Origin of the sequence: Micromonospora sp. WMMA1363 (assembly GCF_030345795.1) — a bacterium.
Classification (GTDB): domain Bacteria; phylum Actinomycetota; class Actinomycetes; order Mycobacteriales; family Micromonosporaceae; genus Micromonospora.
The window spans coordinates 3,227,477-3,249,067 of record NZ_JAUALB010000001.1 but is presented as its reverse complement, the minus strand read 5'-3'; the positions used below and the strand labels follow the sequence as shown (position 1 = coordinate 3,249,067).

At 69.4% G+C, this 21,591-nt stretch carries 33 protein-coding genes; 32 read left to right on the top strand and 1 reads right to left on the bottom strand.

Annotated elements, in window-relative coordinates; genetic code table 11:
• Nucleotides 1-2 precede the first annotated feature (2 nt).
• The 29 genes from rplB to truA all read left to right on the top strand — a co-directional run bounded on the left by rplB (nucleotide 3) and on the right by truA (nucleotide 16,861).
• Nucleotides 3-842, top strand: coding sequence for a 50S ribosomal protein L2 (rplB, locus tag QTQ03_RS14965; RefSeq protein ID WP_289278575.1), 840 nt, complete (start codon nucleotides 3-5; stop codon nucleotides 840-842).
• 12 nt (nucleotides 843-854) lie between these two features.
• Complete coding sequence (rpsS, locus tag QTQ03_RS14960; RefSeq protein WP_289278574.1) at nucleotides 855-1,136, top strand: 30S ribosomal protein S19; 282 nt, start codon at nucleotides 855-857, stop codon at nucleotides 1,134-1,136.
• A 40-nt stretch (nucleotides 1,137-1,176) separates the two neighbouring features.
• Entirely contained in the window at nucleotides 1,177-1,635 is a 459-nt protein-coding gene (gene rplV / locus QTQ03_RS14955; protein WP_289278573.1) for a 50S ribosomal protein L22, read from the top strand.
• The gene (rpsC, locus tag QTQ03_RS14950) at nucleotides 1,635-2,489 is read left to right on the top strand and encodes a 30S ribosomal protein S3 (protein ID WP_289278572.1); all 855 of its coding nucleotides are present in this window, start codon (nucleotides 1,635-1,637) and stop codon (nucleotides 2,487-2,489) included. Before rplV ends, rpsC begins: the two co-directional genes overlap by 1 nt.
• A gap of 3 nt (nucleotides 2,490-2,492) precedes the next feature.
• Nucleotides 2,493-2,918 (top strand): 50S ribosomal protein L16, encoded by a 426-nt coding sequence (rplP, locus tag QTQ03_RS14945; protein ID WP_007465292.1) that lies wholly within the window; start codon nucleotides 2,493-2,495, stop codon nucleotides 2,916-2,918.
• Nucleotides 2,918-3,151: a 50S ribosomal protein L29 gene (gene rpmC, locus QTQ03_RS14940; RefSeq protein WP_289278571.1), complete on the top strand. Its 234-nt coding sequence runs from the start codon at nucleotides 2,918-2,920 to the stop codon at nucleotides 3,149-3,151. Before rplP ends, rpmC begins: the two co-directional genes overlap by 1 nt.
• A gap of 31 nt (nucleotides 3,152-3,182) precedes the next feature.
• A complete protein-coding gene (rpsQ, locus tag QTQ03_RS14935) occupies nucleotides 3,183-3,461 on the top strand; it encodes a 30S ribosomal protein S17 (RefSeq protein WP_289278570.1) in 279 nt (92 codons plus the stop codon).
• 97 nt (nucleotides 3,462-3,558) lie between these two features.
• Entirely contained in the window at nucleotides 3,559-3,927 is a 369-nt protein-coding gene (gene rplN / locus QTQ03_RS14930) for a 50S ribosomal protein L14 (RefSeq protein WP_007073026.1), read from the top strand.
• 82 nt (nucleotides 3,928-4,009) lie between these two features.
• Nucleotides 4,010-4,324 carry a 50S ribosomal protein L24 gene (gene rplX / locus QTQ03_RS14925; RefSeq protein WP_289278569.1) on the top strand — a complete coding sequence of 105 codons (315 nt, stop codon included), beginning with the start codon at nucleotides 4,010-4,012 and terminating at the stop codon, nucleotides 4,322-4,324.
• Nucleotides 4,324-4,893: a 50S ribosomal protein L5 gene (gene rplE / locus QTQ03_RS14920; RefSeq protein ID WP_353890592.1), complete on the top strand. Its 570-nt coding sequence runs from the start codon at nucleotides 4,324-4,326 to the stop codon at nucleotides 4,891-4,893. The genes rplX and rplE overlap by 1 nt, the downstream gene beginning before the upstream one ends.
• Before the next feature lies 1 nt (nucleotide 4,894).
• Nucleotides 4,895-5,080: a type Z 30S ribosomal protein S14 gene (locus QTQ03_RS14915; RefSeq protein WP_007465272.1), complete on the top strand. Its 186-nt coding sequence runs from the start codon at nucleotides 4,895-4,897 to the stop codon at nucleotides 5,078-5,080.
• Nucleotides 5,081-5,173: 93 nt separating this feature from the next.
• Nucleotides 5,174-5,581, top strand: coding sequence for a 30S ribosomal protein S8 (gene rpsH / locus QTQ03_RS14910; protein WP_289278568.1), 408 nt, complete (start codon nucleotides 5,174-5,176; stop codon nucleotides 5,579-5,581).
• Between the two features lie 16 nt (nucleotides 5,582-5,597).
• The gene (gene rplF / locus QTQ03_RS14905) at nucleotides 5,598-6,140 is read left to right on the top strand and encodes a 50S ribosomal protein L6 (RefSeq protein WP_289278567.1); all 543 of its coding nucleotides are present in this window, start codon (nucleotides 5,598-5,600) and stop codon (nucleotides 6,138-6,140) included.
• 67 nt (nucleotides 6,141-6,207) lie between these two features.
• The gene (rplR, locus tag QTQ03_RS14900) at nucleotides 6,208-6,597 is read left to right on the top strand and encodes a 50S ribosomal protein L18 (protein ID WP_289278566.1); all 390 of its coding nucleotides are present in this window, start codon (nucleotides 6,208-6,210) and stop codon (nucleotides 6,595-6,597) included.
• Between the two features lie 34 nt (nucleotides 6,598-6,631).
• A complete protein-coding gene (gene rpsE, locus QTQ03_RS14895) occupies nucleotides 6,632-7,246 on the top strand; it encodes a 30S ribosomal protein S5 (RefSeq protein WP_289278565.1) in 615 nt (204 codons plus the stop codon).
• Nucleotides 7,246-7,428 carry a 50S ribosomal protein L30 gene (rpmD, locus tag QTQ03_RS14890; protein ID WP_012184313.1) on the top strand — a complete coding sequence of 61 codons (183 nt, stop codon included), beginning with the start codon at nucleotides 7,246-7,248 and terminating at the stop codon, nucleotides 7,426-7,428. Before rpsE ends, rpmD begins: the two co-directional genes overlap by 1 nt.
• Nucleotides 7,428-7,871: a 50S ribosomal protein L15 gene (rplO, locus tag QTQ03_RS14885; protein WP_289278564.1), complete on the top strand. Its 444-nt coding sequence runs from the start codon at nucleotides 7,428-7,430 to the stop codon at nucleotides 7,869-7,871. The genes rpmD and rplO overlap by 1 nt, the downstream gene beginning before the upstream one ends.
• Before the next feature lie 233 nt (nucleotides 7,872-8,104).
• Nucleotides 8,105-9,433, top strand: a complete 1,329-nt coding sequence (secY, locus tag QTQ03_RS14880; protein ID WP_289278563.1) for a preprotein translocase subunit SecY — start codon at nucleotides 8,105-8,107, stop codon at nucleotides 9,431-9,433.
• A complete protein-coding gene (locus QTQ03_RS14875; protein ID WP_289278562.1) occupies nucleotides 9,434-10,087 on the top strand; it encodes an adenylate kinase in 654 nt (217 codons plus the stop codon).
• Nucleotides 10,088-10,168: 81 nt separating this feature from the next.
• Nucleotides 10,169-11,014, top strand: coding sequence for a type I methionyl aminopeptidase (map, locus tag QTQ03_RS14870; RefSeq protein ID WP_289278561.1), 846 nt, complete (start codon nucleotides 10,169-10,171; stop codon nucleotides 11,012-11,014).
• Nucleotides 11,015-11,190: 176 nt separating this feature from the next.
• Complete coding sequence (locus QTQ03_RS14865) at nucleotides 11,191-11,772, top strand: DUF1707 SHOCT-like domain-containing protein (RefSeq protein ID WP_289278560.1); 582 nt, start codon at nucleotides 11,191-11,193, stop codon at nucleotides 11,770-11,772.
• Nucleotides 11,773-12,110: 338 nt separating this feature from the next.
• Nucleotides 12,111-12,332, top strand: a complete 222-nt coding sequence (gene infA / locus QTQ03_RS14860) for a translation initiation factor IF-1 (protein ID WP_007073013.1) — start codon at nucleotides 12,111-12,113, stop codon at nucleotides 12,330-12,332.
• Between the two features lie 92 nt (nucleotides 12,333-12,424).
• Entirely contained in the window at nucleotides 12,425-12,538 is a 114-nt protein-coding gene (gene rpmJ / locus QTQ03_RS14855; RefSeq protein WP_012184307.1) for a 50S ribosomal protein L36, read from the top strand.
• A gap of 267 nt (nucleotides 12,539-12,805) precedes the next feature.
• Nucleotides 12,806-13,186, top strand: a complete 381-nt coding sequence (rpsM, locus tag QTQ03_RS14850; protein WP_289278559.1) for a 30S ribosomal protein S13 — start codon at nucleotides 12,806-12,808, stop codon at nucleotides 13,184-13,186.
• A gap of 18 nt (nucleotides 13,187-13,204) precedes the next feature.
• Nucleotides 13,205-13,612 carry a 30S ribosomal protein S11 gene (gene rpsK, locus QTQ03_RS14845; protein WP_007073011.1) on the top strand — a complete coding sequence of 136 codons (408 nt, stop codon included), beginning with the start codon at nucleotides 13,205-13,207 and terminating at the stop codon, nucleotides 13,610-13,612.
• 14 nt (nucleotides 13,613-13,626) lie between these two features.
• Entirely contained in the window at nucleotides 13,627-14,253 is a 627-nt protein-coding gene (gene rpsD, locus QTQ03_RS14840) for a 30S ribosomal protein S4 (RefSeq protein ID WP_289278558.1), read from the top strand.
• Nucleotides 14,254-14,346: 93 nt separating this feature from the next.
• Nucleotides 14,347-15,369: a DNA-directed RNA polymerase subunit alpha gene (locus tag QTQ03_RS14835; RefSeq protein WP_289278557.1), complete on the top strand. Its 1,023-nt coding sequence runs from the start codon at nucleotides 14,347-14,349 to the stop codon at nucleotides 15,367-15,369.
• Nucleotides 15,370-15,401: 32 nt separating this feature from the next.
• Nucleotides 15,402-15,962: a 50S ribosomal protein L17 gene (gene rplQ, locus QTQ03_RS14830; protein ID WP_289278556.1), complete on the top strand. Its 561-nt coding sequence runs from the start codon at nucleotides 15,402-15,404 to the stop codon at nucleotides 15,960-15,962.
• A 68-nt stretch (nucleotides 15,963-16,030) separates the two neighbouring features.
• Nucleotides 16,031-16,861, top strand: coding sequence for a tRNA pseudouridine(38-40) synthase TruA (truA, locus tag QTQ03_RS14825; protein WP_289278555.1), 831 nt, complete (start codon nucleotides 16,031-16,033; stop codon nucleotides 16,859-16,861).
• A 157-nt stretch (nucleotides 16,862-17,018) separates the two neighbouring features.
• Here truA and QTQ03_RS14820 read toward each other — a convergent pair whose 3' ends face one another.
• A complete protein-coding gene (locus tag QTQ03_RS14820) occupies nucleotides 17,019-17,753 on the bottom strand; it encodes a hypothetical protein (protein ID WP_289278554.1) in 735 nt (244 codons plus the stop codon).
• 415 nt (nucleotides 17,754-18,168) lie between these two features.
• On the opposite strand from QTQ03_RS14820, the gene QTQ03_RS14815 reads away from it, so the two are divergent.
• The 3 genes from QTQ03_RS14815 to QTQ03_RS14805 all read left to right on the top strand — a co-directional run bounded on the left by QTQ03_RS14815 (nucleotide 18,169) and on the right by QTQ03_RS14805 (nucleotide 21,561).
• Nucleotides 18,169-18,774: a class I SAM-dependent methyltransferase gene (locus QTQ03_RS14815; RefSeq protein ID WP_289278553.1), complete on the top strand. Its 606-nt coding sequence runs from the start codon at nucleotides 18,169-18,171 to the stop codon at nucleotides 18,772-18,774.
• Nucleotides 18,775-18,813: 39 nt separating this feature from the next.
• Entirely contained in the window at nucleotides 18,814-20,493 is a 1,680-nt protein-coding gene (locus tag QTQ03_RS14810) for an ABC-F family ATP-binding cassette domain-containing protein (protein WP_289278552.1), read from the top strand.
• 99 nt (nucleotides 20,494-20,592) lie between these two features.
• Nucleotides 20,593-21,561 (top strand): aldo/keto reductase, encoded by a 969-nt coding sequence (locus QTQ03_RS14805; protein ID WP_289278551.1) that lies wholly within the window; start codon nucleotides 20,593-20,595, stop codon nucleotides 21,559-21,561.
• The last annotated feature ends 30 nt before the right edge of the window (nucleotides 21,562-21,591 follow it).

The window sequence follows — 21,591 nt, the reverse complement described above, 5'->3', positions numbered from 1 at the left end:
CAATGGCTATCCGTAAGTACAAGCCGACGACGCCGGGCCGGCGTGGCTCGAGCGTCGCCGACTTCGCCGAGATCACCCGGTCGACGCCCGAGAAGTCGCTGCTGGCTCCGCTGCCGAAGAAGGGCGGGCGGAACGCCCACGGGCGGATCACGACCCGGCACCAGGGTGGCGGCCACAAGCGGCAGTACCGGCTCATCGACTTCAAGCGGGTCGACAAGGACGGCGTGCCGGCGAAGGTCGCGCACATCGAGTACGACCCGAACCGCACCGCTCGGATCGCGCTGCTGCACTACCTCGACGGTGAGAAGCGCTACATCATCGCGCCGAAGGACCTGAAGCAGGGCGACACCGTCGAGTCTGGGCCGAGCGCCGACATCAAGCCGGGCAACAACCTGCCGCTGCGCAACATCCCGGTCGGCACCACGATCCACAACGTGGAGCTGCGTCCGGGTGGTGGCGCCAAGCTGGCCCGGTCGGCCGGCGTCGGCATCCAGCTGCTCGGTCGCGAGGGCGCGTACGCGACCCTGCGCATGCCGTCCGGTGAGATCCGGCGGGTGGACGTGCGGTGCCGCGCCAGCATCGGCGAGATCGGCAACGCCGACCAGTCGAACATCAACTGGGGTAAGGCCGGTCGGATGCGCTGGAAGGGCAAGCGCCCGACCGTCCGTGGTGTCGCCATGAACCCGGTCGACCACCCGCACGGTGGTGGCGAGGGTAAGACCTCCGGCGGTCGCCACCCGGTCAACCCGCAGGGTAAGCCCGAGGGCCGTACCCGTCGTAAGGGCCAGCCGAGTGACCGGCTGATCGTCCGCCGCCGCTACGCCACGCGTAAGCGCGGCTGAGGGAGATAAGACATGCCTCGCAGCCTGAAGAAGGGCCCCTTCGTCGACGACCACCTGATCAAGAAGGTGGAGACGCAGAACGACAAGGGCACCAAGAACGTCATCAAGACCTGGTCGCGGCGCTCGACGATCACCCCGGAGATGCTGGGTCACACGATCGCCGTGCACGACGGACGCAAGCACGTCCCGGTGTTCGTGACCGAGGCGATGGTCGGGCACAAGCTCGGCGAGTTCGCGCTGACCCGCACGTTCAAGGGTCACGAGAAGGACGACCGGAAGAGCCGCCGGCGCTGACGCCGCGGGCATACGGATAGAGGAACAAGGGGTTACAGCGATGCCAGGAAAGGGCGACGCTCCGGTGCTGCCGGGCGCGCGGGCGGTTGCGCGGTACGTGCGCATCTCGCCGATGAAGGCGCGCCGGGTGGTCAACCTCGTCCGCGGCCTGCCCGCGAAGGAGGCGCTCACGGTGCTGCAGTTCGCGCCTCAGGCCGCGAGCGAGCAGGTGTACAAGGTGCTTGCGAGCGCGATCGCCAACGCGGAGAACAACGAGCGGCTGGACCCCGGCGCGCTGCTCGTCAGCGAGGCGTACGTGGACGAGGGCCCGACCATGAAGCGGTTCCAGCCGCGGGCGCAGGGCCGGGCGTACCGGATCCGCAAGCGCACCTGCCACATCACTGTCGCGGTCGAGGCGGTGGCGCCGTCCACGCCGAAGAAGGCGGCGGCGAAGAAGGCGGCCCCGGCGAAGCAGACCAGGCCGGCTGAGACGCAGAGCACGACGGAGGGTGCCGAGTAATGGGTCAGAAGGTTCACCCGCACGGGTTCCGGCTCGGCGTCTCGACCGACTGGAAGTCGCGCTGGTTCGCGGACAAGCTCTACAAGGACTACATCGGCGAGGATGTCAAGATCCGTCGGATGATGTCCAAGGGACTTGAGCGCGCCGGGATCTCCAAGGTCGACATCGAGCGCACCCGGGATCGGGTCCGGGTCGACATCCACACCGCCCGGCCGGGCATCGTCATCGGTCGTAAGGGCGCGGAAGCGGATCGGATCCGCGGCGAGCTCGAGAAGCTGACCGGCAAGCAGGTGCAGCTCAACATCATTGAGGTGAAGAGCCCCGAGTCCGACGCGCAGCTCGTCGCGCAGGGCGTGGCTGAGCAGCTCTCCAGCCGGGTCAGCTTCCGCCGGGCGATGCGCAAGGCCATGCAGTCCGCGATGAAGAACCCGGTCTGCAAGGGCATCCGGGTCCAGGTCTCGGGCCGTCTCGGCGGCGCCGAGATGAGCCGGACCGAGTTCTACCGCGAGGGCCGGGTCCCGCTGCACACGCTGCGGGCCAACATCGAGTACGGCTTCTTCGAGGCCCGTACCACCTTCGGCCGGATCGGCGTGAAGGTCTGGATCTACAAGGGTGACGCGGTGCCGGGTCGGGAGACCCCGACCGAGGCTCCGTCGCGCCCGCGCCGTGAGCGCGGCGACCGCCCCGAGCGGCCACGCCGTGGTCGGTCCGGCTCGTCCGGCACGACCGCTGGTGGCACCGAGACCGGCCGCGCCGCCGCGACCACCATCGCGCAGCAGGCCGAGACGCCGAGCGGCGAGCCGGTGGATGCCGGCGCCGTCGCCGCAGCGGCAGAAAAGCAGCAGGAGGGCTGACAGATGCTGATGCCGCGCAAGCCCCCGAAGGGCTTCCGCAAGCCGCACCACCCGGACCGCAGCGGCGCGTCCAAGGGCGGTAACCGGGTGGTGTTCGGCGAGTTCGGGATCCAGGCTCTCGAGCCGGCGTACGTGACCAACCGTCAGATCGAGTCGGCACGTATCGCGATGACCCGTCACATCAAGCGTGGTGGCAAGGTCTGGATCACGATCTTCCCGGACCAGGCCCTCACCAAGAAGCCGGCCGAGACCCGGATGGGTTCCGGTAAGGGTTCACCCGAGTGGTGGGTCGCGAACGTGAAGCCGGGGCGGGTTCTCTTCGAGATGTCCTTCCCCAACGAGCAGATCGCGCGCGAGGCGATGCGTCGCGCGATCCACAAGCTCCCGATGAAGTGCCGGATTGTTACGCGCGAAGTGGGTGAATCCTGATGGCAGCGGGCGTTAAGGCCGCCGAGCTGCGTGAGCTCTCCGAGGAGGAGCTGGTCACGAAGCTGCGCGAGGCCAAGGCGGAGCTGTTCAACCTCCGCGTGCAGGCCGCAACCGGGCAGCTGGACAACAACCGGCGGCTACAGGTCATCCGTCGGGAGATCGCCCGGATCTACACGATCATGCGTGAGCGCGAGCTGGGGCTCTCGGTCGCGCCGACTGAGGTGACTTCGTGAGCGAGCGAAGCGAGCGTAAGGGAGCTCGAGCATGAGCGAGAACACCGTGGCGAGCGCGCAGCGGGCGCGGCGCAAGGTGCGCGAGGGCCTTGTGGTCAGCGACAAGATGGAGAAGACCGTCGTCGTCGAGGTCGAGGACCGGGTCAAGCACGCGCTGTACGGCAAGATCATGCGCCGGACCAGCAAACTCAAGGTGCACGACGAGCAGAACACCGCCGGGATCGGCGACCGGGTCCTGATCATGGAGACTCGGCCGCTGTCGGCCACGAAGCGGTGGCGGCTCGTGGAGATCCTGGAAAAGGCCAAGTAGCGAGGACTCAAGCTCGCCCGGCGTCGGTCGGGTGAAGGTTCCGCCAGGCTCCGGCCGCCCGGTGCGGCCGGAGAACCGGCAGACATAGGAGATAGACGTGATTCAGCAGGAGTCGCGACTGCGCGTCGCCGACAACACGGGTGCCCGGGAGATCCTGTGCATCCGGGTTCTCGGTGGCTCCGGTCGGCGCTACGCGAGCATCGGCGACGTCATCGTGGCCACCGTCAAGGACGCGATCCCGGGTGCCGGTGTGAAGAAGGGCGACGTCGTCAAGGCGGTCGTCGTTCGCACCGCCAAGGAGAAGCGGCGGCCGGACGGCTCGTACATCCGCTTCGACGAGAATGCCGCCGTCATCATCAAGGACGGTGGGGACCCGCGCGGTACCCGTATCTTCGGCCCGGTGGGTCGGGAACTGCGGGACAAGCGGTTCATGAAGATCATTTCTCTCGCGCCGGAGGTGTTGTGACCGTGAGCGAGCGGAGCGAGCGAACCAGCAGGCTCAGTAGGTGCAAGCTTCGGGCGCGCGCCGACCGCAGGGAGGCGCGGGCATGAAGGTGAAGAAGGGCGACACGGTCGTCGTCGTCGCCGGCAAGGACAAGGGTGCCAAGGGTAAGGTCATCGCGGCCTACCCGCGGCAGGACAAGGTCCTGGTCGAGGGCGTGAACCGGGTCAAGAAGCACACCCGCATCAGCACCACCCAGCGTGGCGCGAAGACCGGTGGCATCGTCACCCAGGAGGCCCCGATCCACGTCTCGAACGTGATGGTCGTGGACTCCGACGGCAAGCCGACCCGCGTCGGCTACCGGGTCGACGACAACGGCCAGAAGGTCCGCATCGCGCGTAGCACCGGTAAGGACCTGTGATGACCACGGCTACCGAAACCAAGACTATGCCGCGCCTCAAGGAGCGGTACCGCAACGAGATCGTGGCCCAGCTGCGCGAGCAGTACAGCTACGGCAATCCGATGCAGGTGCCGCGACTGGTCAAGATCGTCGTCAACATGGGTGTCGGCGAGGCCGCCCGGGACGCCAAGTTGATCGACGGCGCCGTCCGTGACCTGGCGACCATCACCGGTCAGAAGCCGCAGGTGCGGCGAGCGACCAAGTCCATCGCGCAGTTCAAGCTGCGGGAGGGCATGCCGATCGGCGCGAAGGTCACCCTGCGTGGCGACCGGATGTGGGAGTTCCTGGACCGGCTGCTGTCGATCGCGCTGCCGCGTATCCGTGACTTCCGTGGTCTGGACGGACGCAAACTCGACGGGCACGGCAACTACACGTTCGGTCTGACCGAGCAGTCGGTGTTCCACGAGATCGACCAGGACAAGATCGATCGGCAGCGGGGAATGGACATCACGGTGGTCACCACCGCCACGACCGACGACGAGGGCCGGGCGCTGCTCAAGCTCCTGGGCTTCCCGTTCAAGGAGAACTGAGATGGCCAAGAAGGCGCTGATCATCAAGGCGGCCGCGAAGCCGAAGTTCTCGGTTCGCGCGTACACCCGCTGCCAGCGGTGCGGGCGTCCGAAGGCGGTCTACCGCAAGTTCGGTCTCTGCCGGGTCTGCATCCGGGAGATGGCCCACCGCGGTGAGCTGCCCGGCGTGTCCAAGGCTTCCTGGTAATAGCCCGGCGCGCTCCGCGCGTCAGCTGCACTGTCTCTTCGCCGTAGGCCCGGCAGGTTCCGGGAACCCCGGCGAGAAAGGTTGACGAGTTAAATGACGATGACCGACCCGATCGCAGACATGCTCACGCGTCTGCGTAACGCCAACCAGGCGTACCACGACCGGGTGACGATGCCCTTCTCGAAGATCAAGGCGAACATCGCCGAGGTCCTCAAGTCCGAGGGCTACATCGCCACCTGGTCCGTCGAGGAGCCCGAGGAGGGCGCCGTCGGCAAGCGACTGGTCGTCGAGTTGAAGTACGGCCAGAACCGAGAGCGGAGCCTGGCCGGTATCAAGCGCGTGTCCAAGCCCGGTCTCCGGGTGTACGCCAAGTCGGGCGAGCTCCCCCGGGTGCTCGGCGGTCTGGGCGTGGCGATCATTTCGACGTCCCAGGGGCTGCTGACCGACCGGCAGGCCCGCAAGCGGAGCGTTGGCGGGGAAGTCCTCGCCTTCGTCTGGTAACGGGAGACAGGTAGAAATGTCGCGTATTGGACGTAAGTCGATCCCGGTGCCAGCCGGCGTCGACGTCACGATTGATGGCCGGACCGTCAAGGTCAAGGGCCCCAAGGGCGAACTCGCGCACACCGTGGCCGAGCCGATCACCGTCGAGCGGACCGAGGACGGGCAGCTGAACGTCGCCCGACCGAACGACGAGCGGAAGGCCAAGGAGCTCCACGGCCTGAGCCGTACCCTGATCGCCAACATGGTCGTCGGTGTGACCGAGGGTTACCGTAAGAGCCTGGAGATCGCGGGCACCGGTTACCGGGTCACCGCGAAGGGCAAGGACCTGGAGTTCGCGCTCGGGTTCTCGCACCCGGTCCTGGTGCAGCCGCCGGCGGGCATCACCTTCACGGTGGAGAAGCCGACCCTGTTCCACGTGGCCGGCATCGACAAGCAACTGGTCGGCGAGGTCGCCGCGAACATCCGGAAGATCCGCCCGCCGGAGCCCTACAAGGGCAAGGGTGTGAAGTACCAGGGCGAGGTCATCCGCCGCAAGGCTGGTAAGGCGGGCAAGAAGTGATCACGGCTGTCAGCACCAGGGTGAGGTCATCCGCCGGCCGTAAGGCTGTGAGAGAGGCAGGTAAGAAGTGAGCGCCACGCTGCTCAAGCGCCGCCGCGGCGTCGCCGCCAAGCGTGCCGTCGGGCGTGCGCGCCGACACTTCCGGGTCCGCAAGAGCATCAGCGGTACGGCCGAGCGCCCCCGCCTGGTGGTCACCCGCTCCCTGCGGCACATGGTCGCCCAGATCGTGGACGACACCAAGGGGCACACCCTGGCGTCGGCCTCGACCCTGGAGGCCCCGCTGCGGGGCACCGAGGGCGACAAGAGTGCTCTGGCCGGCAAGGTCGGTGCGCTGCTCGCCGAGCGGGCGAAGGCCGCCGGCATCTCCAAGGTCGTCTTCGACCGCGGTGGCAACCGGTACGCGGGGCGGGTCGCCGCGCTTGCCGAGGCCGCCCGCGAAGCCGGGCTCGAGTTCTGACAAACCCCGTCACGAGAGAGAAGGAAGGCTGCTGATGCCAGGTCAACAGCGCCGTGGCGGCGGGTCCGGTGGCAACGAGGGTGGTCGCCGCGACAACCGCCGTGAGGGCGGCCGCGGAAACGCGCCCGCCGAGAAGACCCCGCACCTCGAGCGGGTCGTCGCGATCAACCGCGTCGCCAAGGTCGTGAAGGGTGGTCGTCGCTTCAGCTTCACCGCCCTGGTGATCGTGGGCGACGGCGACGGCACCGTCGGCGTGGGCTACGGAAAGGCCAAGGAGGTGCCCGCGGCGATTGCCAAGGGCGTCGAGGAGGCCAAGAAGCACTTCTTCAAGGTGCCGCGGATCGGCGCCTCGATCCCGCACCCGGTGCAGGGCGAGGACGCCGCCGGCGTGGTGCTGCTCAAGCCGGCCTCGGCCGGTACGGGCGTCATCGCCGGTGGTCCGGTGCGTGCCGTGCTGGAGTGCGCGGGTATCCACGACGTGCTCTCCAAGAGCCTCGGGTCGTCCAACCCGATCAACATCGTGCACGCCACGGTGGCGGCGCTGAAGGGGCTGGAGTCCCCCGAGGCCGTCGCCGCGCGCCGTGGCCTGCCGGTCGAGGACGTCGCGCCGGCCGCCATGCTGGCGTCGCGGGCGGAGGTGGCGTCCTGATGGCTCGCCTGAAGGTCACCCAGGTCCGATCCGAGATCGGGACCAAGCGGAACCAGCGTGACTCGCTGCGCTCGCTCGGCCTCAAGCGGATCAACGACGTGGTGGTCAAGGAGGACCGTCCGGAGATCCGCGGCATGATCTTCACGGTCAACCACCTCGTGAAGGTCGAGGAGGTCGAGTAATGACGATCAAGGTTCACCACCTGCGTCCGGCGCCCGGTGCCAAGACCGCGAAGACTCGTGTGGGTCGCGGTGAGGGTTCCAAGGGCAAGACCGCCGGCCGTGGTACCAAGGGCTCCAAGGCCCGCAAGAACATTTCGGCGGCGTTCGAGGGTGGGCAGATGCCCATCCACATGCGCCTGCCGAAGATGAAGGGCTTCAAGAACAAGTTCAAGGTCGTTTTCCAGGTGGTCAACCTGGACCGGCTCGCCGAGCTCTTCCCGAACGGCGGCCAGGTCGGCCCGGTCGAGTTGGTCGAGGCCGGCGCGGTCCGCAAGGGCCAGCCTGTCAAGATCCTTGGCACCGGCGACCTCGGCGGGGTGGCGCTCCAGGTGTCGGCGCACGCGTTCAGTGCGTCGGCCAAGGAGAAGATCACCGCTGCCGGCGGTTCGGTCACCGAGCTGTAAGGCTGTACCACCCGTGGCGCCCGTTCAGTTGTCGGTCAACTGGCGGGCGCCATGGCCTACCTGGGACGTGTGCACCCGGTAACATCGGAAGCGGTTTATGTAGCCGGGCGCACCTGCCCGGACCGGGACCGGGCTGTTAGAGTCCGTTTCCAGCCATGGATTTCGGGCGCTTGCCCGGCCCACCCCGACCCGCCAGGGACCACCGGCGGCCCGCCTCGCGCAGGAGGAAGAAGTTGCTGTCCGCCTTTTTCAGTGCGTTCCGCACGCCTGACCTGCGCAAGAAGCTGCTGTTCACAGTAGGCATCATCGCGGTCTACCGGCTCGGTGCTACGCTGCCCAGCCCTGGCGTCTCGTACGGCAACGTGCAGAAGTGCCTCGACACCCTGGAGAACGGCTCCACGGGTGTGCTGAACCTGCTCAACCTCTTCTCGGGTGGCGCGCTGCTGCAGTTGTCGGTCTTCGCGCTGGGCATCATGCCCTACATCACCGCGTCGATCATCCTGCAGCTGCTGACCGTGGTGATCCCGCGGCTCGAGCAGCTCCGCAAGGAGGGCCAGGCCGGCCAGGCGAAGATCACCCAGTACACCCGCTATCTCACCCTGGGGCTGGGCGTCCTGCAGGCGTCGGCGTTCGTCGCCCTGGCCCGCTCCGGGCAGCTCTTCAACAACCAGTGCGACCAGTTCCCGATCATCCCGGTGGGGACCGGAATCCCGGACTGGCTCACCCTGAGCGTCCTGGTCATGACGATGACCGCGGGCACCGGCGTGGTGATGTGGCTCGGTGAGCTGATCACCGACCGCGGCGTCGGCAACGGCATGTCCGTCCTGATCTTCACCTCGATCGCGGCCCGCCTTCCCGCCGAAGGCTGGACGATCAAGGAGAGCCAGGGCTGGGCCAAGTTCCTGCTCGTCATCGCGTTGGTCCTGGTCATCATCACCGCGGTCACGTTCATCGAACAGTCGCAGCGGCGGATCCCGGTGCAGTACGCCAAGCGCATGATCGGCCGGCGGATGTACGGCGGCACCTCGACCTACATCCCGCTGAAGGTCAACCAGGCCGGTGTCATCCCGGTGATCTTCGGCTCGTCGCTGCTGTACCTGCCGCAGCTGGCCCTGCAGTTCTTCGACCAGACCGACCCGGGGAAGACCCAGGCGTGGATCCAGAACAACCTGGTCGACCCGACCAGCCCGATCTACATCGTGGTCTACTTCCTGCTGATCATCTTCTTCACGTACTTCTACGTCTCGATCACGTTCAACCCGACCGAGGTCGCGGACAACATGAAGAAGTACGGCGGCTTCGTCCCGGGTATCCGGCCCGGCAAGCCGACCGCCGACTACCTTGACTTCATTCTCAGCCGGATCACCCTGCCGGGCGCCCTCTACCTGGCCGTGGTTTCGATCATGCCGAACTTCTTCTTCATCTGGCTGGACCGCCAGCAGTACCTCAACTTCCCGTTCGGCGGCACCGCTGTCCTGATCATGGTCGGCGTCGGTCTGGAGACCACCAAGCAGATCGAGAGCCAACTGATGCAGCGGAACTACGAAGGGTTCCTGCGGTAGATGAGACTCGTTCTGGTTGGCCCGCCGGGGGCGGGCAAGGGCACGCAGGCGGAGTTCATCGCGGCGCACCTCGCGGTGCCGAAGATCTCGACCGGGGACATCTTCCGTTCCAACGTGTCACAGGGCACCCCGCTCGGCGTCGAAGCGAAGCGTTACATGGACGCCGGTGAGCTGGTGCCGGACGAGGTGACCATCAACATGGTGCGGGAACGGCTCGCCGAGCCGGACGCTGGCGAGGGTTTCCTACTCGACGGTTTCCCACGGACGACGCCGCAGGCCGCCGCGCTGGACAAGCTCCTCGCCGATCTGGGCACCGCGCTGGACCTGGTGCTGGAGCTGGTCGTCGACGACGACGAGGTGATCCGCCGGCTGTCCGGGCGGCGCACCTGTCGGGGCTGCGGCAAGGTCTGGCACGTCGAGTTCGACGCCCCGACCAGGGAGGGCATCTGCGACCGGTGCGGCGCCGAGCTGTTCCAGCGAGACGACGACAAGCCGGAGACCATCGCTACCCGACTGCGGGAGTACGCCGACAAGACCGCGCCGCTGGTCGACTACTACGGCGCCCAGAGCAAGCTGGTGGGGATCGACGCCACGGGCCCGGTGGAGGACGTCACCGTCCGCGCCATCGACGCCCTGCGCTCGTATGGCGGCTGACCTCCCACCACGGCGGATAGCGTCCGGGGAGCAAGGTGCGCGTGAGGCGCCGCGCTCGTCGGCGAGAAAGGTAACCACCCGATGCGTCGTCCCCAGCTGGACATCCAGCTGAAGACCCCTGACCAGATCGAGAAGATGCGGGCCGCGGGGCTGGTGGTCGCCGAGGCGCTGCGTCGGATGCGGGAGGCGGTCGCCCCGGGCGTGAGCACCGCCGATCTCGACGGCATCGCGGAGTCGACCATCCGCGCGGCCGGGGCCGCGCCCTCCTTCAAGGGCTACCACGGCTTCCCCGCCTCGATCTGCTCCTCCGTCAACGAGCAGGTGGTGCACGCCATCCCGTCGCCCGATCAGGTGCTCCGGGACGGTGACGTCGTCTCTATCGACTGCGGTGCGGTACTGGACGGCTGGCACGGCGACGCGGCGATCACCGTTGCGGTGGGTGCGGTGGATCCGGCGTTGCTCCGGATGGCCGACGTGGCCGAGGACGCCATGTGGGCCGGCATCGCGGCCGCCGCCCGGGGTGCGGCCAGCGGGAGGGGCCGGCTCACCGACATCTCCCACGCCGTCGAGACCGCGGTCCGCAAGGGCGGTCGGTACGGCGTCGTCGACGGGTACGGCGGCCACGGCATCGGCACCGAGATGCACCAGGATCCGCACGTGCTCAACCACGGTCGTCCAGGCAAGGGGCCCCGTCTGGTGCCCGGCATGGCACTCGCGATCGAGCCGATGATCACCCTGGGTTCACCCCGGACGGCGGAGCTGGCCGACGGCTGGACGGTGGTGACCCGGGACGGGTCGCCGGCCGTGCACGTGGAGCACACCATGGCACTGCTGCCGGACGGGGTGTGGGTGCTCACCGCCGCGGACGGCGGCCGGGAACGCCTCGGCGACCTGGTCACTGCCCGCCAGCCCGCCCCGACCGCCTGACCCGACTCCACCGGTCTGCGGTCGCGGTCGGGGCCGAGGACGGTCGATCTGGGGTGCGCCGGGGTCGTGCGACCGCCATGTCAGGGCGTGGTCGCCCACCGGGAAGAAGCCGAGTGGCCCACGACCGCGGCGCCGCGGGATCGCGCGGGTGGTGTGTCGGTGGCATCCTGGAAGCCATGCAGGGGCAAGAGGAGATGCGCGCCGCCGACGAGGACCGGCAGCTGGTCGCCGACCGGTTGCGGGTGGCCGTAGACGAGGGACGGCTGGACCTGCACGAGTACGACGAGCGCCTCCAGCGGGCGTACGCCGCCCGCACCTACGGCGAGCTCGACGCACTCGTGGTCGACTTGCCGGCGCCGGCCGGTGCGGCGACGTCGGCGCTCGCCGTGCCGGGCGGGCCGGCCGCCACCGTCTCCGCGTCGGGCGGCTCGGCCCGGACGACCGGATCCCCGGGTGGTTCCGCCACTGCCCGGTGGCTTGCCGGGGTGTGGGAGCCGTGGCTGAAGGCCGTCCCGGTCGTGGTCGCCATCTGGGCGGTCTCGTCCCTGCTCGCCGCCGACGTGCTCTACTTCTGGCCCGGCTGGGTGGCCGGCCCGTGGGGTGCGGTGTTGTTGGTGCGTAGCGTGTCCGGGATCCTGTCGGGTGAGCCGGCGCGTTGGGCGGTCGAGCGGGAGCGCCGGCGGGAGAAGCGGGCACGCCAGCGGGAACGGAAGGCCGCCCGGCGGAAGGATCGGGAACTCCCCGGCGGAGCAGTCTGACCCCGGGTCGGGCCGGTCTGCCGGACGGTCGGCGGGTCGGTCGGTGGTTCCGCCGGGCGGCTGGTGGCTGATCTCATGCGTGGTGAACGTGCGGTTCGACTGGGCGCAATGTCCGGATCGCCGGGGCGCGCCAACCGGGTTCACCGGTCGGTTTGGCGGCGGCGCGCGGGCGGGCGTACACTTTCTGATCGGCGCACAGCGTCCACTCCGGCATGCCTGCCCTGCGCTTCGGTGGGTGTCGGAGCCGCGGCTGGCGCGGGTCACCTGATCTCGATCAGTTTTCCCGTGTAAGACGTTGTGGGCCGTCCGGAGCAACCGACGTCAGGACAGCGGAGGACATGCCGAAAAAAGACGGAGCCATCGAGATCGAGGGCCGGGTCATCGAGCCCCTGCCGAACGCCATGTTCCGCGTGGAGCTCGCGAACGGTCACAAGGTGCTGGCCCACATCAGCGGCAAGATGCGGCAGCACTACATCCGCATCCTGCCGGAGGACCGGGTCGTCGTCGAGCTCTCGCCGTACGACCTGACCCGAGGGCGCATCGTCTACCGCTACAAGTAAGCCTGACGGCGGCCGGGTGAGTCCCGTGTCCGTCTTCGTCGTCCGGGGGCGCGTGCACCGCGCAGTCGGGCCAAATGGGAAGTAAGGCAACCGTGAAGGTCAAGCCGAGCGTCAAGCGGATCTGCAACAAGTGCCGGGTGATCCGCCGGCACGGCCGGGTCATGGTCATCTGCACCGACCCGCGCCACAAGCAGCGCCAGGGCTGAGCCACCGGCCGGTCGTGACAATCGCGGCCGGTCGACACCGGTCCGGGCCGCAGATCCTGACAACCACATCACATGCTCGTCCCAGCCGCGGGAGTGCGCAGCGCGTAGCTCGTCGTGGCCGACCCCCGGTCGGAGGCCGGGGCCCGCTCGGGCAGCGACCGATCCCGGTCGCCGGCACTGACAGGTGCCGGAAGGACAGGGGCCGGTCGGTAGCGGGGTGGGGCGGGTCCACACCTCCGGCAGAAACCACGAGGAGTACGCCCGCACATGGCACGTCTACTCGGCGTGGATCTCCCCCGCGAGAAGCGGATGGAGATCGCGCTTACCTACATCTTCGGCGTGGGTCGCACCCGCGCCCTGGCGACGCTCGCCGCCACCGGCATCTCGCCGGACAAGCGCGCCCGGGACCTCACGGACGAGGAGCTCGTGCAGCTCCGCGACCACATCGAGGCCAACTACAAGGTCGAGGGTGACCTGCGCCGCGAGGTCGCCGCGGACATCCGCCGCAAGGTCGAGATCGGCTGCTACACCGGTATCCGGCACCGCCGGGGCCTGCCCGTGCGTGGCCAGCGGACGCGGACCAACGCCCGCACCCGCAAGGGCCCGAAGCGGACCGTCGCCGGCAAGAAGAAGCCCGGCAGGAAGTAATAGGAGCGCAGAAGACTTATGCCACCGAAGGCTCGTGCCGGAGCCGCTGTCAAGAAGGTCCGGCGCAAGGAACGCAAGAACGTCGCCCACGGGCAGGCGCACATCAAGAGCACCTTCAACAACACCATCGTGTCCATCACGGACCCGACCGGTGCGGTCATCTCCTGGGCCTCCGCGGGTCAGGTCGGCTTCAAGGGTTCCCGCAAGTCGACCCCGTTCGCCGCGCAGCTGGCCGCCGAAGCCGCCGCGCGCCGAGCGATGGAGCACGGCATGCGCAAGGTCGACGTGTTCGTCAAGGGTCCCGGCTCCGGCCGGGAGACCGCCATCCGTTCGCTGCAGGCCGTCGGCCTGGAGGTCGGTCAGATCTCCGACGTGACACCGCAGCCGCACAACGGGTGCCGTCCGCCGAAGCGTCGCCGGGTCTGAGAGGTTAGAGAGAGATGGCTCGTTACACCGGTGCTGACTGCCGCCGTTGCCGGCGGGAGAAGATGAAGCTGTTCCTCAAGGGCAGCAAGTGCGATGGCCCGAAGTGCCCGTTCGAGTCCCGGCCGTTCCCGCCCGGACAGCACGGCCGTGGCCGCACCAAGGAGACGGAGTACCTGCTCCAGCTCCGTGAGAAGCAGAAGGCCCGCCGCGTGTACGGCGTGCTGGAGAAGCAGTTCCGCGGCTACTACGAGGAGGCGGTGGCCAAGCAGGCCAAGACCGGTGAGGTCCTGCTGCAGATCCTCGAGTCGCGGCTGGACAACGTGGTCTACCGGGCCGGCTACGCCAAGTCCCGGGACATGGCCCGTCAGCTGGTCAAGCACGGTCACTTCACGGTGAACGGCAAGAAGGTCGACATCCCGTCGTACCGCATCAAGGAGCACGACATCGTCGAGGTGCGGGCCAAGAGCAAGGAGCTCACCCCGTTCCTGGTGGCGCAGGCCGAGGCCGGGTCCAAGAGTGTCCCGGCGTGGCTGGAGGCCATTCCGAGCCAGATGAAGATTCTGGTGCACTCGCTGCCGGCGCGCCAGGTGATCGACACCCAGGTCCAGGAGCAGCTGATCGTCGAGCTCTACTCCAAGTAGGAGTTCGCCCGCGGTGGCCCGCCCCCGGGGCGGGCCACCGGGAGCGTTCAAGTGGGCGTCATATGGCGGGCGCCCCGGAAGAAAAGAGAAGACATGCTCATCTCCCAGCGACCGACTCTTTCCGAGGAGTCGATCAACGAGACCCGGTCCCGGTTCACCATCGAGCCGCTGGAGCCGGGCTTCGGCTACACCCTGGGCAACTCGCTGCGCCGGACGCTGCTGTCGTCCATTCCGGGTGCGGCGGTGACCTCGATCAAGATCGACGGTGTGCTGCACGAGTTCACCACGATCCCCGGGGTCAAGGAGGACGTGGTCGAGCTCGTCATGAACATCAAGGAGCTGTGCGTCAGCTCCGAGCACGACGAGCCGGTCAGCATGTACCTGCGCAAGCAGGGGCCGGGCGATGTGACCGCGGGGGACATCCAACCCCCGGCCGGTGTCTCGGTGCACAACCCGGACCTGAAGCTCGCCACCCTCAACGGCAAGGGCCGACTCGACATGGAGCTGACCGTCGAGCGGGGTCGCGGCTACGTGACGGCGGCGCAGAACAAGCAGGCGGGCGCCGAGATCGGACGGATCCCCGTCGACTCGATCTACTCGCCGGTGCTGAAGGTGACCTACCGTGTCGAGGCGACCCGGGTCGAGCAACGGACCGACTTCGACCGTCTGATCATCGACGTCGAGACCAAGCCGTCGATGGGCCCGCGCACCGCGCTGGCGTCCGCCGGCTCGACGCTGGTCGAGCTTTTCGGGCTGGCCCGGGAGCTGGACGAGACCGCCGAGGGCATCGACATCGGACCGTCCCCGCAGGACGCCCAGCTGGCGGCGGACCTGGCGCTGCCGATCGAGGAGCTGGACCTGACCGTCCGCTCCTACAACTGCCTCAAGCGCGAGGGCATCAACAGCGTTGGTGAGCTCATCGGGCGTACCGAGGCCGACCTCCTCGACATTCGTAACTTCGGCCAGAAGTCGATCGACGAGGTCAAGATGAAGCTCGCCGGGATGGGCCTGGGGCTGAAGGACTCCGCCCCGAACTTCGACCCGGCGCACGTCGTGGACGCCTTCGGTGAGGCCGACTACGACAGCGACGACTACCGCGAGACTGAGCAGCTGTAAGCGCGGCTGAGGATTAACGAGGAGCACCGAGAATGCCCACGCCCACCAAGGGTCCCCGCCTCGGCGGCAGCCCGGCGCACGAGCGGTTGATGCTGGCCAACCTGGCCACGTCGCTGTTCCAGCACGGCAAGATCCAGACCACCGAGACCAAGGCCCGGCGGCTGCGCCCGCTCGCGGAGCAGCTGATCACCAAGGCCAAGCGTGGTGACCTGGCCTCCCGGCGTCGGGTGCTCGCGGTCGTCAAGGACAAGGACGTGGTCTACGCCCTGTTCGACCAGATCGCGCCCCGGTACGCCAACCGCAACGGTGGTTACACCCGGATCGTGAAGACCGGTCCGCGCAAGGGTGACGCCGCGCCGATGGCGATCATCGAGCTGGTCGAGGAGTTGCAGGTCGCCGAGCCGAAGGCGAACCAGAAGACCGCCGCCCGCAAGGCCGCTCAGCAGGACAAGGTGGAGGCCCTCGCTCCCACCGAGGGGGCCCCGAAGTCGGCTGGCGACGACCAGGACGCCGAGGCGCCGGTGTCGGCGTCGGGTGACACCGAGGCCGCCCGCGAGGACAGCGACCTGGCCACCGAGGAAGGCAAGGCCTGATCCAGGCCACCGTCGGGCCCGGCATCCCTGAGGGGGCGCCGGGCCCGACCCGTGCGGAGGGGGTACCAGTGGCCGAGCGCATCCGGCTGCGCCTGGACGTCTCGTACGACGGCACCGACTTTTCCGGCTGGGCCGTCCAGCCGGACCGGCGTACGGTCGCCGGGGTCCTCGGGCAGACCCTCGGCCTCGTGCTCGGCGCCGGGACCGCGACCGGCCTGACCGTGGCGGGCCGCACCGACGCCGGCGTGCACGCCACCGGGCAGGTCTGCCACGTCGATCTGCCGGCCACCGTATGGTGGCGGCACGAGGGTACGCTGTTGCGCCGGCTCGCCCGGCTGCTCCCGGCCGACGTGCGGGTCCGGGCGATGACGGAGGTCGTCGGCGACTTCGACGCGCGCTTCTCGGCGACCTACCGGCGCTACGAGTATCGGGTCACCGACGCGCCTTGGGGTGCCGAGCCACTGCGTCGGCACGACACCCTGGCCTGGCCCAGGACGCTCGACCTGGCAGCGCTGAACGCTGCCGCCGGCGGGCTGGTGGGGGAGCACGACTTCGCCGCGTACTGCCGGCGGAAAGCGAACGCCACCACGCTGCGCGAGGTGACCCGGCTGGACTGGCGACGCGACCCGGACGGGACCCTCGTCGCCACCGTGCAGGCCGACGCGTTCTGCCAGGCGATGGTGCGCAGTCTGGTTGGCGCGATGCTGACGACCGGGGACGGCCGACGGCCGGTCCGATGGCCGGCCGCCCTGCTCACCCGGCGCGAGCGCGCCAACGAGGTGCCGGTCGCCCCGGCCCACGGGCTTTCCCTGATCGCCGTCGGCTACCCCGAGGACCCGACCGAGTACGCCCGCCGCGCAGATCTCACCCGCCGGTTGCGCGTCCCCCTGGAGGGCTGACCGCCGGTCCACACCGCGATGGTGATGACGGCCGGTGGCCCTGCTCCGCCGGAAGCAGCCAGAACGCTCTCACCGGCACGGCACGCACCGTGGCCCGCCGGGGGTCCGCGCCGTCGGCATCGACTGCGGGCCTCAGCGCGGTGGTGTTGGTGCCGTTCTAGGAGTCGGTGCCGTCGTCCGTTCCGGTGGTGGGCTGGCTCGCGCCGCCGCCGCCCGCCCGCCGCTCCAGCACCGTCTGGTTGAGATGCAGTTCGATCAGGTCGAAGAGAATCTCGCGAACCGCCGTGTCCTCGGCCTGAACCGACTGGCCGTCGGCTCGGGCCACCAGGGCGTACGCGAGGTAGTGGCCGCGTACCTGCCAGCCGACCCGTGCCGGGGCGGTGGCGACCACCTCCGACTCCTCGCTGGCGGCCATCCCCCGGAACCGGCCCTGCCGCTCGTCGAGGATCTGGCGGATCCGGTCGTGGGCGCGCTCGGCGCTGGCCCGGTCGGTGAGGTTGAACAGGCCGGTGGTGACCAGGTGGTCGTCGTTCCCGGTGCGCAGTGTCGCCCGGACGACCTGGCTGCACCCGAGTCGGATCAGCAGCTCAGCGACCTCGCCGCTGGCGGCCACCGCGCAGCTGTCGCTGGCCTGAATCCTCAGCACCTGGTAGGGCTTCCCGTCGCTGACGACGAGCTGCTCGTCCGGGAAGACCTCCTTGGCGGCCAGGGGGGCCTGGTCGGTGTCCCGGGAGTCGAGGACGTCCGGCTCCGGTGTGGCAGCCCCGGCCGCGGGCTGGTCGGTCCGTGTGGTCAACGGATTGGCGCCGGGCCCGAACAGGGCGGCGGTGCCGAGCCCGCAGAGCGTGAGTAGGACGAGCACCGCGGCGCCGCCGACCAGCAGCGGTAACAACCGGCCGCCACGTCGGCCGGGCGCGGGCGCGGGTGGCGTGGCCGCGAGGTGGACCTGCGGGCGGGACGCGGGGATCGGCTCGGGGGCCGGCTCGGGAGCCGGATCAGGGGCCGGCTCGGGGCTTGGCTCGGGGGGCGGCTCGGCGGGTGGCAGCGCCCGCTGAGTGGCTCTGGGTACTGACGGGGTGGGAAAGCGGGACGGCGAGGGCCCCATTGGGGGAGGCGGACCGTGACCGAGCGCTGACAGGTCGGACCCGGGCTCCGGGTACTCCACGCGTGCATCCTTATCGGACTCGTACCGATACACCATGGCGCCCAGAGTAGGAGGAACTATCCCTTTAGGTAGTAATAATGGGAAACTGTGCTGACATGGGGTGCCGCCGTGGCCGTCGCCGGCCGGTGAAAGAATCGCGTACGTGACCGGCGACCACTACTTCACCACCGAACCCGCGAGCACCGCTCCGCCCCGCGAGGTCGAGTTCACCGTCGCCGGACGGGACTACACCCTGGCCTCCTCCGGAGGGATCTTCTCCGCCGCCCGGCTCGATCCGGGCACGGCCGTCCTGCTGCGCAAGGCCGAGTTGCCGACGGCACGCACCGAAGGAGACCTGCTCGACCTCGGCTGCGGCTACGGTCCGATCGCCTGCGTGCTCGCCCGCTCGGCGCCGGCGGCCACGGTCTGGGCCGTCGACGTCAACGCGCGTGCCCGCGAGCTGACCGCCGCGAACGCGGCCCGGATCAGCGCGGCGGACCGGGTGCGGGTCGCCGCGCCGGACGGCGTACCGGCCGGTGTGACCTTCGCCGAGATCTGGTCCAATCCGCCGATCCGGGTCGGCAAGGACGAGCTGCACCAACTGCTGCTGCGCTGGCTGCCCCGGCTCACCCCGGAAGGGGTGGCGTGGCTGGTGGTCGCCCGGCATCTCGGCGGCGACTCGCTGCACCGCTGGCTGACCGAACAAGGATGGCACATCGCGCGGCACGCCAGCCAAAAGGGTTACCGGGTGCTGCGGGTGACCCGGTAATCGGTTGGCTGCCGGCAGGCGTTCGGGGAGGATGCCGGCGTGGGATACGTGGACGTGGCGGCCGTCGGGCACACCCTGCCCGACGGCCGAGAGCTGTTCGCTGACGTCTCGTTCCGAGTCGGCGAGGGCGTCAAGGTCGCGCTGGTCGGGCCGAACGGTGCGGGCAAGACGACCCTGCTGCGGATGGTCGCCGGCGACCTTCCGGTGCAGCGCGGCGGGATCGCGCGGGCCGGCGGGCTCGGCGTGATGCGCCAGTTCATCGGCATGGTCGGCGACGAGTCGACGCTCGCGGACCTGGCGCTCTCGCTCGCCCCGCCGGCGCTGCGCGCCGCCGGCCGCCGACTCGCCGAGACCGAGACGGCCATGCGGGCGGCCGAGGTGCGCGGCAAGTACAGCACCGCCGCCGGCAGGGCCCAGCTTGCGTACGCGGACGCGCTCGCCGTCTGGGGCGAGGCCGGCGGGTACGACCTCGAGGTGCTCTTCGACACCGTCACCACGATCCTGCTCGACCTGCCGTGGGACGCGGCACGGGACCGGCCTGTCCGGACGCTCTCCGGCGGCCAGCAGAAGCGCTTCGCGCTGGAACTGCTGCTCCGCGGCCCGGACGAGGTGCTGCTCCTGGACGAGCCGGACAACTTCCTCGATGTGCCCGGCAAACGCTGGCTGGAGACGCGGCTGTGCGAGTCGGGCAAGTCGGTGCTCTACGTCTCGCACGACCGGGAGCTGCTGGCACACACCGCCGACCGGGTGGTCGCGGTCGAGGGCGGCGGTGCCTGGGTGCATCCGGGGGGCTTCGCGAGCTGGCACGAGGCAAGGGTCGCCCGCCATGATCGCCTCGACGAGCAGCGCCGCCGGTGGGACGAGGAGCACCAGAAGCTGCGCGAGCTGATGCTGATGTACAAGCAGAAGGCGGCGTACAACTCCGGGATGGCCTCGCGCTACCAGGCCGCCCAGACCCGGCTGCGCAAGTTCGAGGAAGCCGGTCCGCCGCCCGTACCCCCGAAGGAGCAGGACATCCGGATGCGCCTGGCCGGTGGGCGGACCGGCCGGCGCGCGGTGATCTGCGAGCGGCTGGAGCTCGACGGCCTGACCTACCCCTTCGACCTGGAGATCTGGTACGGCGACCGGGTTGCGGTGCTGGGGGCGAACGGGACCGGCAAGTCACACTTCCTGCGGCTGCTCGCCCGGGGCGGCACCGACCCGGACCCGGCGAACGGCCCGGTCGACGGCGTGACGGCGCTCGCGCCGGTCGGGCACGACGGAGCGGCCCGGCTCGGCGCACGCGTCCGCCCGGGGCACTTCTCGCAGACCCACGACCGGCCGGAGCTGACGGACCGGGCGCTGGTCGACATCCTCTGGCGCGGTGACGGGCACCGTGCCGGGATGGACCGGCACGCGGCGATGGCGGCGTTGTCCCGGTACGACCTGTCCGGCCAGGGCGACCAGCGCTTCGGCACCCTTTCCGGCGGACAGCAGGCGCGGTTCCTGGTGCTGCTGCTGGAACTGTCCGGAGCGACCCTGCTGCTGCTCGACGAGCCGACGGACAACCTGGACCTGGCGTCGGCGGAGGCGCTCGAGGCGGGGCTGGCCGCGTTCGACGGCACCGTGGTGGCGGTGACCCACGACCGCTGGTTCACCCGTTCCTTCGACCGGTTCGTGCTGTTTAGGGGCGACGGCGAGGTGGCGGAGACCACCGAACCGGTCTGGGAGGTCGGATGATTCCGGTCACTCGGGCGTGAGGTGCCGCACCATCGGGCCGACATCGCGTGAGCACGGGTGACGGTGACCGGTGGGTGGGCGCCACGGAACCAGCATAGGGTGGATCTCGTGACTGAGATGACATACCGGCGGCTGGGCGACTCCGGGCTCGTGGTGTCCGTGGTCGGCATCGGCTGCAACAACTTCGGCCGCAAACTCGACCTCGGTGGCACCCGCGCCGTGGTCGAGGCCGGGCTCGACGCGGGGATCACCTTCTTCGACACCGCCGACATCTACGGAGAGCCGCAGGGCGCCTCCGAGGAACTGCTCGGCCAGGCGCTCAAGGGGCACCGGGAGGACGTGGTCGTCGCCACCAAGTTCGGCAAGGACATGCACGGGGCGAACGGACCGGACCACAACGCCCGGGGCGCCCGGCGCTACATCGCGCGCGCCGTGGAGGCGTCGCTGCGTCGGCTCGGCACCGACCACATAGACCTGTATCAGATGCACGAGCCGGACCAGGCAACCCCGATCGACGAGACGCTCGCTGCCCTGGACGACCTGGTGACCGCCGGCAAGGTGCGTTACCTGGGCAACTCCAACTTCGCCGGCTGGCAGATCGCCGACGCCGACTGGACCGCCACCTCGCAGGGGCGGACCCGTTTCATCTCCGCGCAGAACCACTACTCCATGTTGGAGCGTGGTGTCGAGGCGGAGGTGATTCCGGCGTGCGAGCGTTTCGGCCTCGGCATGCTGCCGTTCTTCCCGCTGGCTCACGGGCTGCTCACCGGCAAGTACCGGCGCAACGAGGCGCCACCGACCGGCAGTCGACTCGCCACTGGCGGTCGGTACGCGCAGCGGTTCGCCGCCGCCGAGTGGGACACCATCGAGGCGATCGAGGCGTACGCGACCGAGCGGGGGCTCACGATGCTGCAGGTGGCCATCGGCGGCCTCGCCGCCCAGCCCGGGGTGACCTCGGTGATCGCCGGCGCCACCACGCCCGAGCAGGTCCGCGCCAACGCGGCGGCCGGCGTGTGGCAGCCCACCGACGAGGACTTCGCCGCCCTGCGTAAGGTGCTCGACCGGTAGCCGCCGGACCCCACAGGGAGCCTCGTCAAC